Origin of the sequence: Roseibaca calidilacus (assembly GCF_001517585.1) — a bacterium.
Classification (GTDB): domain Bacteria; phylum Pseudomonadota; class Alphaproteobacteria; order Rhodobacterales; family Rhodobacteraceae; genus Roseinatronobacter; species Roseinatronobacter calidilacus.
Map to the genome: position 1 here is coordinate 1,657,444 of NZ_FBYC01000004.1, position 15,435 is coordinate 1,672,878.

Annotated in this window: 14 protein-coding genes; 7 read left to right on the forward strand and 7 right to left on the reverse strand. The window is 62.1% G+C overall.

Annotation, left to right across the window (positions count from 1 at the left end):
• Nucleotides 1–167: 167 nt before the first annotated feature.
• From ftsA to AWT76_RS11740, 7 genes are all read right to left on the reverse strand, one after another.
• Nucleotides 168–1,499: a cell division protein FtsA gene (gene ftsA, locus AWT76_RS11710; RefSeq protein WP_072247673.1), complete on the reverse strand. Its 1,332-nt coding sequence runs from the start codon at nucleotides 1,497–1,499 to the stop codon at nucleotides 168–170.
• On the reverse strand, nucleotides 1,499–2,686 hold the full coding sequence (locus AWT76_RS11715) for a cell division protein FtsQ/DivIB (protein WP_082700184.1): 1,188 nt from the start codon (nucleotides 2,684–2,686) through the stop codon (nucleotides 1,499–1,501). Before AWT76_RS11715 ends, ftsA begins: the two co-directional genes overlap by 1 nt.
• A complete protein-coding gene (locus AWT76_RS11720; RefSeq protein ID WP_176699390.1) occupies nucleotides 2,674–3,588 on the reverse strand; it encodes a D-alanine--D-alanine ligase in 915 nt (304 codons plus the stop codon). The genes AWT76_RS11715 and AWT76_RS11720 overlap by 13 nt, the downstream gene beginning before the upstream one ends.
• Nucleotides 3,589–3,651: 63 nt before the next feature.
• A complete protein-coding gene (gene murB / locus AWT76_RS11725; protein WP_072246505.1) occupies nucleotides 3,652–4,608 on the reverse strand; it encodes a UDP-N-acetylmuramate dehydrogenase in 957 nt (318 codons plus the stop codon).
• A gap of 103 nt (nucleotides 4,609–4,711) precedes the next feature.
• Nucleotides 4,712–5,866 carry a hypothetical protein gene (locus AWT76_RS16770; RefSeq protein WP_141655952.1) on the reverse strand — a complete coding sequence of 385 codons (1,155 nt, stop codon included), beginning with the start codon at nucleotides 5,864–5,866 and terminating at the stop codon, nucleotides 4,712–4,714.
• A gap of 6 nt (nucleotides 5,867–5,872) precedes the next feature.
• Nucleotides 5,873–6,400, reverse strand: a complete 528-nt coding sequence (locus AWT76_RS11735; RefSeq protein ID WP_072246507.1) for a gamma carbonic anhydrase family protein — start codon at nucleotides 6,398–6,400, stop codon at nucleotides 5,873–5,875.
• Nucleotides 6,400–7,278 (reverse strand): NAD(P)-dependent oxidoreductase, encoded by an 879-nt coding sequence (locus AWT76_RS11740; RefSeq protein WP_072246508.1) that lies wholly within the window; start codon nucleotides 7,276–7,278, stop codon nucleotides 6,400–6,402. The genes AWT76_RS11735 and AWT76_RS11740 overlap by 1 nt, the downstream gene beginning before the upstream one ends.
• A 98-nt stretch (nucleotides 7,279–7,376) precedes the next feature.
• On the opposite strand from AWT76_RS11740, the gene AWT76_RS11745 reads away from it, so the two are divergent.
• From AWT76_RS11745 to gap, 7 genes are all read left to right on the forward strand, one after another.
• Nucleotides 7,377–9,839: a penicillin acylase family protein gene (locus AWT76_RS11745; protein WP_141655954.1), complete on the forward strand. Its 2,463-nt coding sequence runs from the start codon at nucleotides 7,377–7,379 to the stop codon at nucleotides 9,837–9,839.
• Nucleotides 9,840–10,003: 164 nt separating this feature from the next.
• Nucleotides 10,004–11,092 carry an OmpP1/FadL family transporter gene (locus AWT76_RS11750; protein WP_072246509.1) on the forward strand — a complete coding sequence of 363 codons (1,089 nt, stop codon included), beginning with the start codon at nucleotides 10,004–10,006 and terminating at the stop codon, nucleotides 11,090–11,092.
• 135 nt (nucleotides 11,093–11,227) lie between these two features.
• Nucleotides 11,228–12,082: an ATPase gene (locus AWT76_RS11755; RefSeq protein WP_072247677.1), complete on the forward strand. Its 855-nt coding sequence runs from the start codon at nucleotides 11,228–11,230 to the stop codon at nucleotides 12,080–12,082.
• Nucleotides 12,083–12,087: 5 nt separating this feature from the next.
• Nucleotides 12,088–13,005 (forward strand): homoserine O-succinyltransferase, encoded by a 918-nt coding sequence (locus AWT76_RS11760; RefSeq protein WP_072246510.1) that lies wholly within the window; start codon nucleotides 12,088–12,090, stop codon nucleotides 13,003–13,005.
• Nucleotides 12,980–13,921, forward strand: coding sequence for an alpha/beta fold hydrolase (locus tag AWT76_RS11765; RefSeq protein ID WP_072246511.1), 942 nt, complete (start codon nucleotides 12,980–12,982; stop codon nucleotides 13,919–13,921). The genes AWT76_RS11760 and AWT76_RS11765 overlap by 26 nt, the downstream gene beginning before the upstream one ends.
• A gap of 13 nt (nucleotides 13,922–13,934) precedes the next feature.
• Complete coding sequence (locus AWT76_RS11770; protein ID WP_072246512.1) at nucleotides 13,935–14,354, forward strand: rhodanese-like domain-containing protein; 420 nt, start codon at nucleotides 13,935–13,937, stop codon at nucleotides 14,352–14,354.
• 78 nt (nucleotides 14,355–14,432) lie between these two features.
• A complete protein-coding gene (gene gap / locus AWT76_RS11775; protein WP_072246513.1) occupies nucleotides 14,433–15,434 on the forward strand; it encodes a type I glyceraldehyde-3-phosphate dehydrogenase in 1,002 nt (333 codons plus the stop codon).
• Nucleotide 15,435: the final 1 nt, after the last annotated feature.

A 15,435-nucleotide genomic window follows, 5' to 3' on the forward strand; every position in this document is an offset into this window, starting at 1 on the left:
TTTATACGGCGTGTGCAGACCACACTGCGCGCCGTTTTGTCCGATTTTTATTGAATCTTACAGGTCTTGCCCGCAGAGGTCATCAAAAAAGTCACGTTTTTCCACTAAATCTGCACCAATCTTGTTGTAAAACTGCCGCATTTCCATAACGCCCATGTATATAGCGGTTACCAGTTGTCGCGGAACCACTTCACAGCGCGCTTCAGCGACCGTGCCGGGTAGCTCTGGATCGGCAGGTCGAAATCCCACCATTCGTCTTGCGGATGCGTCGCCAGCACGCACAGTCCAACCGCGCTGGAAAAGGCCGGGCCGGACGCGGCTTGCGGCAACCCCCGCACCCGCACCGGGCGGCCAAGGCGCACCTGCTGGCCAAAGATGCGCGCGGCCAGCCCGTCAATGCCGGGAACCTGCGCGCCGCCGCCGGTCAACACAACCTGCTGGCTGGGCAGATGGCTGAAGCCTGCGGCATCCAGACGCGCGCGGACATGTTCCAGTATCTCTTCGATCCGGGGACGCATAATGCCGATCAGTTCGGACCGGCTGATGGTGCGGCGGTCCTTATCCCAATCGCCGGTATTGCCGCCGATCTCGATCATCTCTCGGTCGTCCATGGAGGTGGCCTGCACGCCGCCATGGATGGTTTTCAACCGTTCTGCGGTGTTGAAATCGACCTGCAAGCCCTGGCTGATGTCGGATGTCACAAGTGCGCCGCCCATGCGCACGCTATCGGCATAGATCATGTGCTTTTTCATGAAGATCGACACGCCCGAGACCCCTGCCCCAAGGTCGATGCAGGCGGCACCCAGTTCTTGCTCATCCTCGACCAAAGCCGACATGCCGGTGGCATAAGCACTGGCCGAGACACCGGCCACTTCCACATCGCAGCGGCGCAGACAGTTGCAGATGTCGCGCACCAAGGCGGTGTCGATGGTCACCATATGCATGTCGCAAGACAAGACCCGGCCTGACTGGCCACGCGGATCTGACAGGCCGGTGCGGTGGTCCAGCGCGAAATTGATGGGTTGCGCATGCAGCACATCGCGCCCGCGCCCGATATCGGGCATGTCGCAATTCGCCATCACCTGCGCGATGTCATTCTCGATCACGGTGGCCCCGTCGATCGCGACCTCGCCTGTCAGCCCGTAAGAGCGCGGCGCCCCGCCCGACAGGCATACGATGACATGATCGACGCGCATGCGCGCCATCTTCTGTGCCGCCTGAAGCGCCGTGCGCACGGCGCTTTCGGTTTCGGCCATGGCAGTGATTTCGCCAAAGCGCACACCGCAGGATTGCGTGGTCCCCGCGCCGATCACCCGGAACCCCGCCTGTCCAGCCATATTGCCGATACCCGGTGTCGTCCGAGCTTCGCCCGGTTCCAGTTTCAGCACCAAGGCCGCCACCTTGTAGCTGCCAATATCAATCACGCCGATCACGCCGCGCTGAATGGCGGCCCGCCGCATCTGGCGCATGGCTCTTTGGGACGCATAAGGGTCGGGTATCACTGCAAGGCCTCCGATGGGGTGCCACGGATCGCGCGCAGGGTTTCCAGCGCGCCGGGGCTGACGTTCAGAACAGGACGATTAGGGTTGCGCATGTCGACAAACAGCAGATCGCGCGCCAGCAGGTCTTGCGCCTGATCCAGCGCCAGAACCCGCTCCAGCGCCTGCATGGCGCCTTGTTCGGGCAGGCGGATACGCTGGTTGCGGTCCAGCACCAGATCCCATCGGCGCGCGCCAACGCGCACCAACCCGCGCAGACGGTCGCCAAGTGGCAGCGCGGCATCCATCAGCGCCAGAGCTTCGCGGACATGCTCGCGCGCGCCCGCCCCGGCCAATAGGGGCAGATCGGGCATGGCCGCGTCCGGCGCAAGGATTGCCACGCGATGACCGTCAATAGCCAGAAGCTGAATTTCGCGCCCGGAATGCCACAGCGCAACCGGCGCCCGTTCGCGCACAGACACGACCATCTTGCCATCCGCGCCAAGGCGCAACGCGGCTTCGGCGACGGAATCGTAGCTTTCGAACTCGGCCCGCAGCTCAGGCAGGTCCAGCCGGAAAGACGAACGCGGCAGCGCCGCTTCCAGACGCGCCCGGATGGTGCGTTCCAGTTCCGGCGCGACATCGGAAGAAATTGTGACCTCTGTCACCATGAATTCGGGACGGTCAACAATGGCGGAATAGGCTTGCTCCCCCAAGGCCGCAAGTTGCGCGCGGTTCTGCGGATTGGCAAGCACCAGCGCGCACAGGCCCAAAACCAAAGCCAGCGGCAGCCCGCGTGTCAGCGCGGCGCGATAGAATGGCGTCAACCAGATACGCTGCAACCGGTAGGACCAGCGCGCCCGGCGCGACTGCGCGGACAAGGCCGCTTTACGTTGGCCACGCGGCTGCACGGGCTGCGGTATGGGTTGCGCCGTGGCCATCGGGGCCGGGCGCCCCGCGATTGGCCGCGGCGCTGGCGTGCCGGTCGCGGTGCCGTTGCGCGGCATCCCAAGTGCTGCCAGATCCGGCACGTCCGGCGCAGGGGCCGCAACCGGCACGGCAACGGGTTCGGGGCACAGGTCGAGGATATCCTCCTCGGCATATTCCTCGGCGCGGGTCGCGCCCAGATGGTCCCAGAAACACTGCTCGCTCGTTTGAGCGGACAAGGGCGCGCTGCCGCGATCCATGTCATCCCTTACCGGTCGCATGATGCATCCTCGATCAACATGCGGCACAGATCCGCAAACCCGACCCCGCAATGCGCGGCCTGTTCAGGCACAAGCGAGGTCGGCGTCATCCCCGGCTGGGTGTTGGTTTCCAGCAGGATCAGCCCGTCCAGCCCGCGCGTTTCGTCCCAGCGAAAATCCGTGCGGCTGATACCCCGGCAGCCCAGCACCCTGTGCGCGCGCAGGGCGTAATCCAGACAGGCGTCGAAAATTGCGGGCGGCAAATCGGCGGGCAGCACATGCCGCGAGCCGCCGGGGGTGTATTTGGCGTCGTAATCATACCAGCCATCGGTCAGGATATCGGTCACGGTCAGCGCGCGATCCCCCAGCACGGTCGTGGTCAACTCGCGCCCCGGTGCGAAGGCTTCGACCATCACCTCTGCGGGCATGTCATCGGACAGGCGCGGCGGTGTGTTCGCGCCCTCTTGCACCAGATAGACACCGACGGACGACCCTTCGTTATTGGGCTTGACCACATAGGGCGGCGGCAACAGATGCGCGGCCATGACCTCTGCTTTCGGGGCAATGCGGCTTTCGACCACCGGCAGGCCCGCGCCGACATAGGCCGCCTTGGCCCGCGCCTTGTCCATCGCCAGCGCCGAGGTCAGAACGCCGGAATGCGTGTAAGGAATGCGCAGCCATTCCAGAATGCCCTGAACACAGCCATCTTCGCCGAAGCGGCCATGCAAGGCGTTAAAGACGATATCGGGCGCAATTTCGACCAGCCGCTGCGCGACATCGCCGCGCGCGTCCAGTTCGATCACCTCGAATCCTGCCACCCGTAGCGCTTTCGCGCATTCGTGCCCCGAAGACAAAGACACCTCTCGCTCTGCCGAGAGTCCGCCCATCAGAACACATATACGGGGGGCTGCCCTGCTCGACATACCCAATTCCGTTGCCTGTTATGCCCTGTTTTCAGGGCGTTATTATGCCTCTGCCCCAGTTGTTCAGAATTCTGTTTCCAACGGTGGCAAGTCTGCGTCTGGACCTGCTTCGCCCACACGCATGATTTCCCAGTGTAACGAATGCCCGCTGCTTTGGAAAACCCTTTTTCGCACTTCTTCGCCCAAGGCTTCCAATTCCGTGGCCGAAGCGCCACCGACATTGACCAAGAAATTCGGATGCTTGGGCGACATCTGCGCGCCGCCCAAGCGCGCGCCGCGCAAGCCTGCATCGTCAATCACCTTCCACGCTTTCAGCTCGTGGCTGTCACCCGCTTGGCCGGTGGACGAAAACCCAGCCGGGTTGCGAAAGGTCGACCCCGCGCTGCGGTCCTTGGTGGGTTGCGTGGCATCGCGCTTGGCCAGTTGCTCTTCCATCCGGGCGTGCAGGCTGGCGGGGTCGCCCTTGGGCGCATGAAAGCGCGCGGCGGTGATGACCATACCCTCTGGCAGGTCGGACTGGCGATACGCCAAGTTCAGCGCGCTGGCCGGAATGACATGGCGCGCACCCGCGCGATCGATGGCGGTGATCTCGATCAGGTGGCCTTTCACATAAGACCCATAGCACCCCGCATTCATCCGCACAGCGCCCCCGATGCTACCGGGAATGGTGCGCAAAAAGGTCAGGTCACGGCCCGCATCCGCCGCCTTGCGCGCGACATGTGCATCAAGTGCTGCGGCCCCAGCGGTGATATGCTCGGCAATGTCGATGCCGTTAAAGCCGCGCCCAAGCCGAATAACGACCGCCCGGATGCCGCCATCCCGCACGATGAGGTTCGAGCCGACACCCATCGGGAAGATGGGGATGTCTGGCGCAAGCTGGCGCAGGAAATCGGCCAGATCATCTTCATCCGCTGGCTGAAACAGCCAATCCGCAGGCCCACCCACGCGCAGCCATGTCAGGCTGTCGAGGGGGCGGTTCGGGGTCAGTTGGCCCCGTATGGCGATCTGGTCGGGTTGCATGGGCTTGGGGTAGCGCAGGTTGCGGGGGGTGTCCAGATATGCGGGGCGGTCGCTTTTTGGTGGGGCGGCGGGATGGTGAGTATTTGGGGCAAGATGAAGGGGGTTAGGGCGCGCCCAGAGATTTGGCGAATTGGATCAGCGCCGAGCCGAAAGATACAAGTCGTTCTTGGTGCGCAAGCAAGGCAAGACCCACAGCACCGCCAACGACTGTTTTGTTAGCGGTTCGTATCGCATCATCTGCAAGCGAAGCGCAGTAAGCACCTATTGCCTTCGCGGCTTTAAGAATGAACTCGCCGATTTGCCGAAGGCGACCCAGATCAGGCGCAGATTTCTCAAGTTCATTCTCCGCCTCGTCCAGCGCCGCCCAGATGATCGTCACTTCCTTTTGCGCGGCCACCGTTTCATCAACCAATTCCGGTGGGTTGTTGTGGCTGCGATGCTCGACGGATTGCAGGCGCTCTTTGAGTTGTGCGATTTCCTCTTTCAGCGCGCGGGCGTCTTTGACGAGGTTATGCTGTTCGACAATCCGCTGGATCAGCGCGTTGACGTGGTCGGCGCCTTTGTCCCAATCGGCGGGGTCGATGAGGGCGATCTTGGTGAGCAGGTCATAGTCCTGCGGGCGGCCATAGAGGGTGTTTTCATACCACTCGACCCAGAAGCGCCAGCCTTCACCTTGGGCGAGGATTTTGGACTTTCCGGAGTTCCAAGCAGCTGTTTCTCGGTTTTTCGAATTATTCACATGCCAAAGATCAAGACTTCTAAGATCAGCAGCTAATTTTTCTTGCTCAAAAACAAAATCTGCTACCGTGATATCCTGATTTATAGCATTCCAAAGAAATCTCTCACGCCTTGAAGCCAGTTTTACAGAGTCGCGAACTGCGTACGATAAAACTGTTCTGTCTGATATCGACACAACCGCAGAATTCAAGGTAGCCCGCGCGGCACTGCCGGCTCGGTGAGCTTTGGTTGCTGATCTGGAAGCATCAAGTGCAACGGGGACAATTCGGCGATCTAGATTCCCCGCAAGCAATTCGGACAAAAGGTTACAACGCAGAACAGCGATAGTGTTGTAATTCTGATATCTTGCCCGTCGTCCAATGCTAGCCTTCCAATACACCGGCAACACTCGCATCGCCGCGCGATGCGCAATCGTCACCGCCCAGCGGCGGGCGGTTTCGCGCTGATCCTCCGACTTTTGCGGCAGGCTTTCCAGCCATGCCTGCAAGCTTTCGGCGTCCTTGATCTCCTCCGCGCGCACCCTGCTCTACTCCACCGCCACCAGCCCTGCCTTGAAGCGGGCCATGTTGGCGCGGTAGCCTTCCGCCGACTTGAGCAGCTTGGCCTGCGCAGCCGCGTCCAACTGCCGCACCACGCGGCCCGGTGATCCCATCACCAGCGAGCCGTCGGGGATTTCCTTCCCCTCCGTCACCAGCGCCCCCGCCCCGATCAGGCAGCCGCGCCCGATGCGCGCGCCGTTCAACACCGTCGCGCCCATGCCGATGAGCGAGCCATCGCCGATGATACACCCATGCAGCATCGCCTTGTGCCCGATGGTGCAATTCGCGCCGATCACCAGCGGATAGCCCATATCGGTATGCAGCACGCAGTTTTCCTGAATGTTGCTACCTGCACCCACCACAATCGCCTCGTTATCGCCGCGCAGGGTGCTGTTGAACCAGATGGACGCGCCCGGATGCAGCACGATGTCGCCGATCAGGTGAGACCCCGGCGCGACCCAATAGTCGCCATCCTCTGGCAAGGTGGGGCGGCGGTCGCCAAGTGCATAGAGCATCACGCACCCCCCAGTTTGCGCAGCCGCTCGATCAGGCTGGACGTGTCCCAACGACCGCCGCCCATGGCTTGCACGTCCTTGTAGAACTGGTCGACCAGCGCGGTCACGGGCAGCGATGCGCCGACCTCGTCTGCGGCGGCAAGGCAGATGGCCAGATCCTTGCGCATCCAATCCACCGCGAAGCCATGGTTGAATTCGCCGTCCAGCATGGTGCCGTGGCGGTTGGCCATTTGCCATGATCCGGCCGCACCCTGAGAGATGACCTCTATCACCGCGCGGCCATCCATGCCGGATTTTTCACCGAAATGCAGGGCTTCGGACAGGCCCTGAACCAGTCCGGCGATGCAGATCTGGTTCATCATCTTGGCCACCTGCCCCGCGCCGCTGTCGCCCATGCGGCGGCACACGCGGGCATAGGCGGCCATGATGGGTTCGGCGCGGGCATATTGGTCGGCATCGCCCCCGCACATGATGGACAGCACCCCGTTTTCCGCGCCCGCCTGCCCGCCGGATACCGGCGCATCGACAAAGCCCAAACCAAGGGCGGCGGCGGCTTCGTTCATTTCGCGCGTAACCCGGGCCGACACGGTGGTGTGATCGACAAACACAGCACCTTTCGACATGCCCGCGAACGCGCCATCCGGCCCGGTGCAGATGCTGCGCAGGTCGTCGTCATTGCCGACGCAGGCCATGACGAAATCGGCCCCTTCGGCGGCTTGCGCCGGTGTTGCGGCCCAAGCCCCGCCATGCGCGGCGACCCAAGCTTCGGCTTTGGCGGCGGTGCGATTATAGACCGTTACCGCGTGGCCTGCTTTCGCCAAGTGCCCTGCCATGGGGCCACCCATCACACCCAAGCCCAAAAATGCCAGTTTTGCCATAGTCCCTCTCCCTCTCGAATTCTTGTGATTGCGCATTGCGCGCATGACGCATAGCTATCAACCTCAACGCAACGCAAAATGTAAAGCCAATCTGCCCCGTGCCCCTATTCACCTTGTTTCGCTGGTTGGTCAGGCTGTTTCTTGCTCTGACCCTGTTTGCGCTTCTGGCGGTGATCGGCGTGTATTTCTTCGCCTCGCGGTCGCTGCCGGACTATGACGGGCGGCGCGTGGTCGAAGGGGTGTCCGCACCGGTCGAGATTGTGCGCAATACCCATGCCGTGCCGCATATTTTCGGGAAAAGCGACGCGGATGTGTTCTTCGGGCTGGGCTATGCCCATGCGCAGGACCGGTTTTGGCAAATGCAAATGTCGCGGCGCATTGCGCAAGGGCGCTTGTCCGAGATGTTCGGGTCGCGCACGCTGCGCAGCGACGAGTTGATGCGGCGGCTGGATCTTTACAGGTTGTCGCGCGAGGCGGTGGACGCCCAAGACGCAGACACCCAAGCCGCGCTGCAAGCCTATGCCGATGGCGTCAATGCTTGGCTGATGCAGGTGAATGAGGGCGCGCAGGGGCGTGGCGCGCCGGAATTCTTCCTGTTTGACGCGGAAATGCCGCTATGGCAGCCCGCCGACAGCATCGCCATTCTGAAGCTGATGGCAGTGCAGCAAAATACCCAGATCGCCCAAGAGGTGCGGCGCGCACAGCTATCGGTTGCTTTGGACGACATCGGGCGGGACAAGGTGCTGCCCGGTGTCACGCCAAGCGCAGACGCGACCGGGGAAAGCTATGCGCAACTGTTCCCCGACGCACCGCGCGGGGCGGCCCCGGCGCGGTCTGCCTTGCCATTTCTGGAACTGGACAATCCGGAACTGAGCCGTTCCGCCAACGCCATTGCCGTCGCGCCCGAGCGCTCTGCGGGCGATGCCACGCTGCTGGCCAACAGTACGCAAATGTGGCTAAGCGCGCCGTCCGCGATCTATCTGGCGCGGCTGGAACTGGCGACAGGTGGGGTGATCGGGGCGACCGTGCCGGGCCTGCCGCTGGTGCTGTCAGGCCGCTCGCCGCATCTGGGCTGGGGTGTGGCCCCGGCCTTTGTCGATGATAGCGATCTGTTCATAGAAGAGTTGAACCCCGACACCCCCACGCAATACCGCACGCCCGAGGGATGGGAAGAATTTGAAAGCCGCGGTTCGATCATCCGCATCAAAGATGCCGACCCGGTCACGCTGACATTGCGGTGGTCGCAGAACGGCCCGGTCCTGTCGGGCGGATTGCTGGGGTTGGCCGGTATCACACCGCCCGGTCACGTTGTCACTTTGGCCGCGACCGTGTTGACGGCGGAAGATCGCTCTATGACCGCGGCGCTGCGGCTGATGCAAGCGCAGAGCGTGGAAGACGCCCTTGACGCGGGCGCCATGCACCTTGCCCCGGCGATGAACCTGACCCTTGTCACCAGCGACCGGATTGCGCAGAAAACCATTGGCCGCCTTCCGCGCCGCACGGCCGATTCCCAAACGGGCGGGCGTATGCCAAGCCCCGGCTGGCGGCCCGAAAACCGCTGGTTGGGTGCGCTGCCCTACACCGCCAACCCGCGTTTTCTGGACCCCGAAAACGGGATCGTGGCCAATACCGGCAACCAGATCGTGGAACGCCCCTTCCCCTTGCATGTGGCGCATGACTGGGGCGATACGCAGCGCATTGACCGGCTGAACCATCTGGTCGGGGCGCGCAGCGTGCATACGCGCGACAGCTTGATCGAAGCGCAACTGGACACGGTCAGCCCCACCGCGCGCCGCTTGTTGCCACTGGTTGCGGCAAACCTGTGGTTCTCGGGCGACGCGGCGGCGGAAGGCACCCGCGCCCATACCCGGCAGCGCGCGCTGCGCCTGCTGGCCGACTGGAATGGCGAGATGAACGAACATCTGCCCGAACCGCTGATCTATACCGCTTGGATGCGCGCGCTTCAGGAACGACTGATCCGCGACGAACTTGGCCCCTTGGCCGAACGGTTCACCCATATTGACCCGGTGTTCATGGAACGCGTTTTTGCCGATGAGCAAGGCGGCGCGGCATGGTGCGACGTCATCCAATCCAGCGTGCAGGAAAGCTGTGACGACGTGGCGCTGACCGCGTTGGATGATGCTTTGCTGCGCCTGTCCGAACGGTTCGGAACCAGCCTTGAAAGCTGGCGCTGGGGCGATGCACATGCCGCGCATCACGACCACCCGGTTTTGCAAGATGCCGCCTTGTTGCGCTATATCGTCAATATCCGGCAATCCACCTCTGGCGGGGATCACACGCTGAACCTTGGGCGCATGTCGGGCAAGCCGGAAGACCCTTTCGCCAATGTTGTGGGACCGGTCTATCGCGGCGTCTATGACTTCTCGGACCCGGAAAGTTCTGTTTTCATCATATCAACCGGCCAGTCGGGCCATCCTTTGTCGCGCCATTATGACGATCTGGGCGATCTGTGGCGGCGGGGCGAGTATATCCCGATGACGCTGGACCCCGATCTGGCCCGCGCGGGCGCTATTGGTGTGACCACGCTAGAGCCGCGATAACCCGGTCACACAGGTTGTGCGTGGCTTTTAGGCAACTTTACGCGACGTTGCCGAAAAGTTGACCTTAAGTCAAAAATGACAATTTCGTGTCAATGGTGGAACCCGTGTTTGCAGTCTTACGCTGCGGCGCGTTGAGGAGCGCGCCGGATCTGGGAGGATCATACATGCGCAACGTCACTCTGGCATTCTTGGCTTCTGTCGCCGCTGGCCCGGCGCTGGCAGGGGGGGTAGAACGCTCGACCCAGCCAATGTCCATCCTGTTCGAGGACGGCCGCTATCTGGAAGCGGGCGGCAGCTTTGCCCGTCCCAAGCTGACCGGCAATCTTTCAGCCACCTTTGGCGGCGGCCCGACCGGGAACATCGCCAACAGCTTTTTCACCGGGGCCATCGGTTACAAGGCCGATATCAACGACAAGCTGTCCTATGCGATTATCCTTGACCAACCCATCGGCGCTGATGTCGTCTATCCGGCCGGGTCTGCTCTGGCCACGCTGAGCGGTGAGATCAAGAGCACGGCGCTGACCGGGGTCATGCGCTACAAGCTCAACGGTGGGTTCTCGGCCTATGCCGGGCTGCGGTCGGTGTGGACCAGTGGCGCAGTTTCCATTCCGGCGCCGGTGGTCAGCGCGCTGGGTGGCCCTGCCGCAGAATATGTCATGACCAGCAATACCGACCAAGCATTCGGATACCTTGTTGGGGCGGCCTATGAAAAGCCAGAGATCGCGCTGCGCGTTGCCCTGACCTATCAGTCAGAAATCAAGCACAGCTTTACCGCGCAAGAGAGCTTTGGCGGCGCGCCCCTGCCCGCAAGTTCGTTCAACACGACGATCCCGGATTCGCTAACGCTGGATTTCCGCAGTGGCGTGGCGCAGGACACGCTGGTGTTCGGCTCTGTCCGGTGGGTGAACTGGAAGGACTTTGTCATCCCCGCCCCTGCACTGGGCGCGAACATTGTCAGCTACCCGGAAAACTCCATGACCTACACGCTGGGTGTGGGCCGCAAGTTCAACGAAAATTGGTCAGGGTCGCTGAGCCTGTCGCATGACACTGGCACCGGCAACCCGACGAGCAATCTTGGCCCAATTGGTGAGCGCAACACCATCGGGCTGGGCGTGTCCTACACGCGCGATGCAATGACCGTCAGCGCGGGCGTGCAATATTCGCGTATCGGGTCTGCCGTGACCACCTTGGGCAGCACCTTCGACGACAACTCGATCATCGGCGCCGGTCTTCGTGTTGGTTTCCGTTTCTGAGTAACTTGTGTTTTAGTACCTTCGGCCCTGTCCGCCAGCAGCGGGCAGGGCTTTTTCATTGGGCGCTTGACGGGCTTGATTGACGTGCGCCCCGCTTGGGTCTAGGCAGACGGCGCCTTATGCGTGGAACTGATCATGCCCCTGCCCTCTGCCCAAGACTGGACCAATGCCACCGCGCACCGTGTCATGCTGTTTGGCATGTCAGGCTTGGGCAAGACTCATCTGGCCAAGTTGCTGCGCGAAGGGGGGGATTGGTTCCACTACTCGGTCGATTACCGGATCGGCACGCGCTATATGGGCGAATTCATCGCCGACAATTTCAAGCGCGAAGCCATGCGCGTGCCATTGCTGCGCGAATTGCTGCTGACGGATTCGGTTTATATCACCTCGAACATCACTTTCGACAATCTGGCGCCGCTCTCGACCTATTTGGGCAAACCGGGCGACCCCGACAAGGGCGGGCTGCCCTTTGACGAATACATGCGCCGTCAGGACCAGCACCGCGCCGCCGAGATTGCCGCTCTGCGCGATACCGTGCCCTTCATTGCGCGGGCGGCGGACTTATACGGCTACCGCAATTTCGTCTGCGACACGGGCGGGTCCATCTGCGAGGTGATCGACCCGTTCGACCGCGATGACGCGCTGATGGGGGAACTGGCCGAACATGTTCTGCCAGTCTGGATCGAAGGGTCGGACGCGCATACTGCCGAATTGATCCGTCGTTTCGACCGCGCGCCCAAACCGATGTATTACCAGCCGGATTTCTTGCATGCCGCTTGGGCTGACTACCTGTCGCAAACCGGCCTGCCCGAGCACAAGGTCGACCCTGACGCCTTTGTGCGCTGGACCTATGCGCGCGCGCTGGCGCATCGTGCGCCGCGCTACCGCGCGATGGCCGACACATGGGGCGTGACCGTCACCGCCGAAGAGGTGGCCCGCGTCACCGATTGCGATAGTTTCACCGCTCTGATCGCCACCAAGCTGGACTAAAGACAATGCCCATCAAACTGCCCGAAACCCTGCCTGCTTATGACGTGCTGTCGCGCGAAGGCGTGATGGTGATGTCGGACAGCGCAGCCTCGCGGCAGGATATCCGGCCCTTGCGCATCGGGCTGTTGAACCTGATGCCCAAGAAGATTCAGACGGAAAACCAGTTCGCGCGCCTGATCGGGGCTACGCCTTTGCAGATTGAACTGTCGCTTATCCGCATGACAGAGCATGAAACCAAGACCACCGCCGCAGAGCATATGGCCGAATTCTACCGCCCCTTTGCAGAGGTCCGGGACGAGAAATTCGACGGGCTTATCATTACCGGCGCGCCGATCGAACATCTGGATTACAGCGATGTAACCTATTGGGACGAGTTGACAGAGGTGTTCAACTGGACCCAGACCAATGTGCACCACACATTCGGCGTGTGCTGGGGCGGAATGGCCATGCTGTGGCATTTCCACCGCGTGCAAAAGCACATGCTGGCGGACAAGGCCTTTGGCTGTTTCCGACACCGCAACTTGGCCCCCGCTTCGGCCTATTTGCGCGGGTTTTCCGATGACGTGCTGATCCCGGTCAGCCGCTGGACCGAACTGCGCCAGCCAGAGGTAGATGCGGTGCCGGGGCTGAACACGCTCATCGCCTCGGACGAGGTGGGCCCCGCCCTGATCGAAGACCCCGCGCATCGGGCGCTGATGATCCTGAACCATTTCGAATATGACAGCACCACGCTGAAGGAAGAATACGATCGCGACGTGGACGCGGGCAAAGCCATCGCGGTGCCGCGCAACTACTACCCGGATGACAATCCCGCGCGCATGCCGCTCAACAGGTGGCGAAGCCACGCGCATCTGCTATATGGCAACTGGATTAACCAGATATACCAGACAACGCCATATGACATTGACCAGATTGGCCGGTAAGGTCGCCCTCTTCTCGGCTATTGCCGCTACGACCATGGCTTGCGCGCAAGCGGCTGACACGGTGCAGACACCGCCCCAAGGCGCCTATGTCGCGCTGGATGGCGGACGTGTGCATGCGGTTGTGCAGGGGCAAGGGCCGGACTTGGTGCTGATCCATGGTGCGAATGGCAATGCACGCGATTTCACCTTTGATCTTGCAGGGCGCATGGCGCAGGAATTTCGTGTCATCTCCTTCGACCGCCCCGGTTTTGGCCATTCCGACGCGTTCGGCGGGCTGAAAAGCCCCATGGCGCAAGCGCAGGTCTTGCGCGATGCGGCGGCAGAACTGGGGGTGGATCGCCCCATCCTGCTGGGCCATTCCTATGGCGGCGCGGTGGCCATGGCTTGGGCCTTGCAAGCGCCGGGTGACGTGGCAGGGCTGACGCTGCTTGCGCCCGCCGTCTACCCGTGGCCGGGCGAATTGGGGCTGTGGTATCAGCTGTCATCGTCTTGGCTGGGGCAGAAGGTGGTGTTGCCCTTGGTGGCCGGGCTTGCCCCACGCTCAGCGGTGGATAGCAGTCTGGAAGGCGTGTTTGCCCCCAACCCGGTGCCAGAGGGTTATATGGACCATCTGGGCTATGACCTGACCTTGCGCGCCAGCCAGCTTGCGCTGAACGCGCGGCAGGTTGACGGCCTGAAAGGCTATGTCGAGGCCATGTCACCCGGCTACCCGGCACTGACCATGCCGATAGAGATCATCCATGGCGATCAGGACACGACCGTGGGCCTGTCCTTTCATTCGCAGCGCATGGCTGACACCTTGGACAACGCGCAACTGACCATCCTGCCCGATGTGGGCCATATGCCGCATCACGCGCGGCCCAAGGATGTGGCAGATGCCATTCGGCGCACCTACACGCGCGCGCGCAGTCAGTAATATCGGAGAGTCCATGCGCTTCCTGACCCTTGCCCTTGTCGCCCTGCTGGGCCTTGGTAGCCCCGCGCTTGCGCAACAGCATTATGTCGCGCAGCCCTCGGCCAGCGAATTGCAAGCGGCAGATGTGCTGCTGGTCGATATTCGCCGCCCCGAGGAATGGAAGCAAACCGGCGTGCTGCCAAATGCGCATCTGCTGACCTATGAGCAGTTCGACACGCCAGAGGCGTTTCTGGAAGCGCTTGCCCCGCAGCTTGATGGCCGCCCCGTGGCCCTCATCTGCCGGACCGGCAACCGCACCAATATCGCCGCGCGCGCTTTGGCCGAACGGCTGGACCAGCCGGTGATCGACATTCAAGGCGGCATCATGCGGTTGATGCGCGACGGCTACAGCCCCGACACCCCGACCCGCGCACAGGGCTGCGAAACCTGCTAAGACTGTTGCTTTCAGCCTGCTTGATTTTCGCCGCGCTTTCATGTTAGCGCAAACGCAACTTGAATCGGAGGGACTGCCATGACCACACGTCTTGCAATCAACGGCTTTGGCCGGATCGGGCGGCTGGTGCTGCGCGCGCTGGAGGAACAAGGCCGCGACGATCTGGAAATTGTCGCCATCAACGATCTGGGACCGGTCGACAGCATCGCCCATCTTCTGCGCTTTGACAGCGTGCATGGTCGCTTCCCGACCGATGTGACGGTGGGCGATGGCACGATCGACGTGGGCCGTGGCCCGATCAAGATCACGGCGGAACGCGACCCCGCCAACCTGCCATGGGATGATATCGACATCGTGCTGGAATGCACCGGCATTTTCACCGATGCGGACAAGGCCAAGATTCACCTGGGACGCGCTGGCAAGGTGTTGGTGTCGGCCCCGTCGAAAGGGGCTGACAAAACTATCGTTTACGGTGTGAACCACAACAGCCTGACGGCGGATGACAAGATCGTGTCGAACGGCTCGTGCACCACAAACTGCCTGTCACCGGTGGCCAAGGTGCTGAATGACGCGGTCGGCATCTCGCGCGGCTTCATGACCACGATCCACAGCTATACCGGCGACCAGCCCACGCTAGATGCGATGCACAAGGACATGTATCGCGCCCGTGCCGCCGCGATGAGCATGATCCCCACCAGCACCGGCGCCGCCAAGGCCGTGGGTCTGGTGCTGCCGGAACTGGCAGGCAAGCTGGATGGCGTTGCAATCCGCGTGCCCACGCCGAACGTGTCGGTCGTGGACCTGACATTTGAAGCCATGCGCGATGTAACCGCCGAAGAGGTGAACGCCGCCGTCATTGCCGCCGCCAGCGAAGGCCCGCTAAAGGGCATTCTGGGCGTCACAGACCAGCCGAATGTGTCGATGGATTTCAACCATGACCCGCGTTCGTCCATCTTCCATTTGGATCAAACCAAGGTTCTGGAAGGGCGCATGGTGCGCGTGCTGTCTTGGTATGACAATGAATGGGGCTTCTCCAACCGGATGCTGGATACCGCTGCCGCCATGGCGCGCGCGGGCTGAC

Bases quoted from the DNA above. Each gene is read 5' to 3' on its own strand.
- AWT76_RS11715 (WP_082700184.1), bottom strand. From the start codon at position 2,686: ATGCGACCGGTAAGGGATGACATGGATCGCGGCAGCGCGCCCTTGTCC.
- AWT76_RS11720 (WP_176699390.1), bottom strand. From the start codon at position 3,588: ATGTCGAGCAGGGCAGCCCCCCGTATATGTGTTCTGATGGGCGGACTC.
- murB (WP_072246505.1), bottom strand. From the start codon at position 4,608: ATGCAACCCGACCAGATCGCCATACGGGGCCAACTGACCCCGAACCGC.
- AWT76_RS11735 (WP_072246507.1), bottom strand. From the start codon at position 6,400: ATGCTCTATGCACTTGGCGACCGCCGCCCCACCTTGCCAGAGGATGGC.
- AWT76_RS11740 (WP_072246508.1), bottom strand. From the start codon at position 7,278: ATGGCAAAACTGGCATTTTTGGGCTTGGGTGTGATGGGTGGCCCCATG.
- AWT76_RS11750 (WP_072246509.1), top strand. From the start codon at position 10,004: ATGCGCAACGTCACTCTGGCATTCTTGGCTTCTGTCGCCGCTGGCCCG.
- AWT76_RS11755 (WP_072247677.1), top strand. From the start codon at position 11,228: ATGCCCCTGCCCTCTGCCCAAGACTGGACCAATGCCACCGCGCACCGT.
- AWT76_RS11760 (WP_072246510.1), top strand. From the start codon at position 12,088: ATGCCCATCAAACTGCCCGAAACCCTGCCTGCTTATGACGTGCTGTCG.
- AWT76_RS11765 (WP_072246511.1), top strand. From the start codon at position 12,980: ATGACATTGACCAGATTGGCCGGTAAGGTCGCCCTCTTCTCGGCTATT.
- AWT76_RS11770 (WP_072246512.1), top strand. From the start codon at position 13,935: ATGCGCTTCCTGACCCTTGCCCTTGTCGCCCTGCTGGGCCTTGGTAGC.
- gap (WP_072246513.1), top strand. From the start codon at position 14,433: ATGACCACACGTCTTGCAATCAACGGCTTTGGCCGGATCGGGCGGCTG.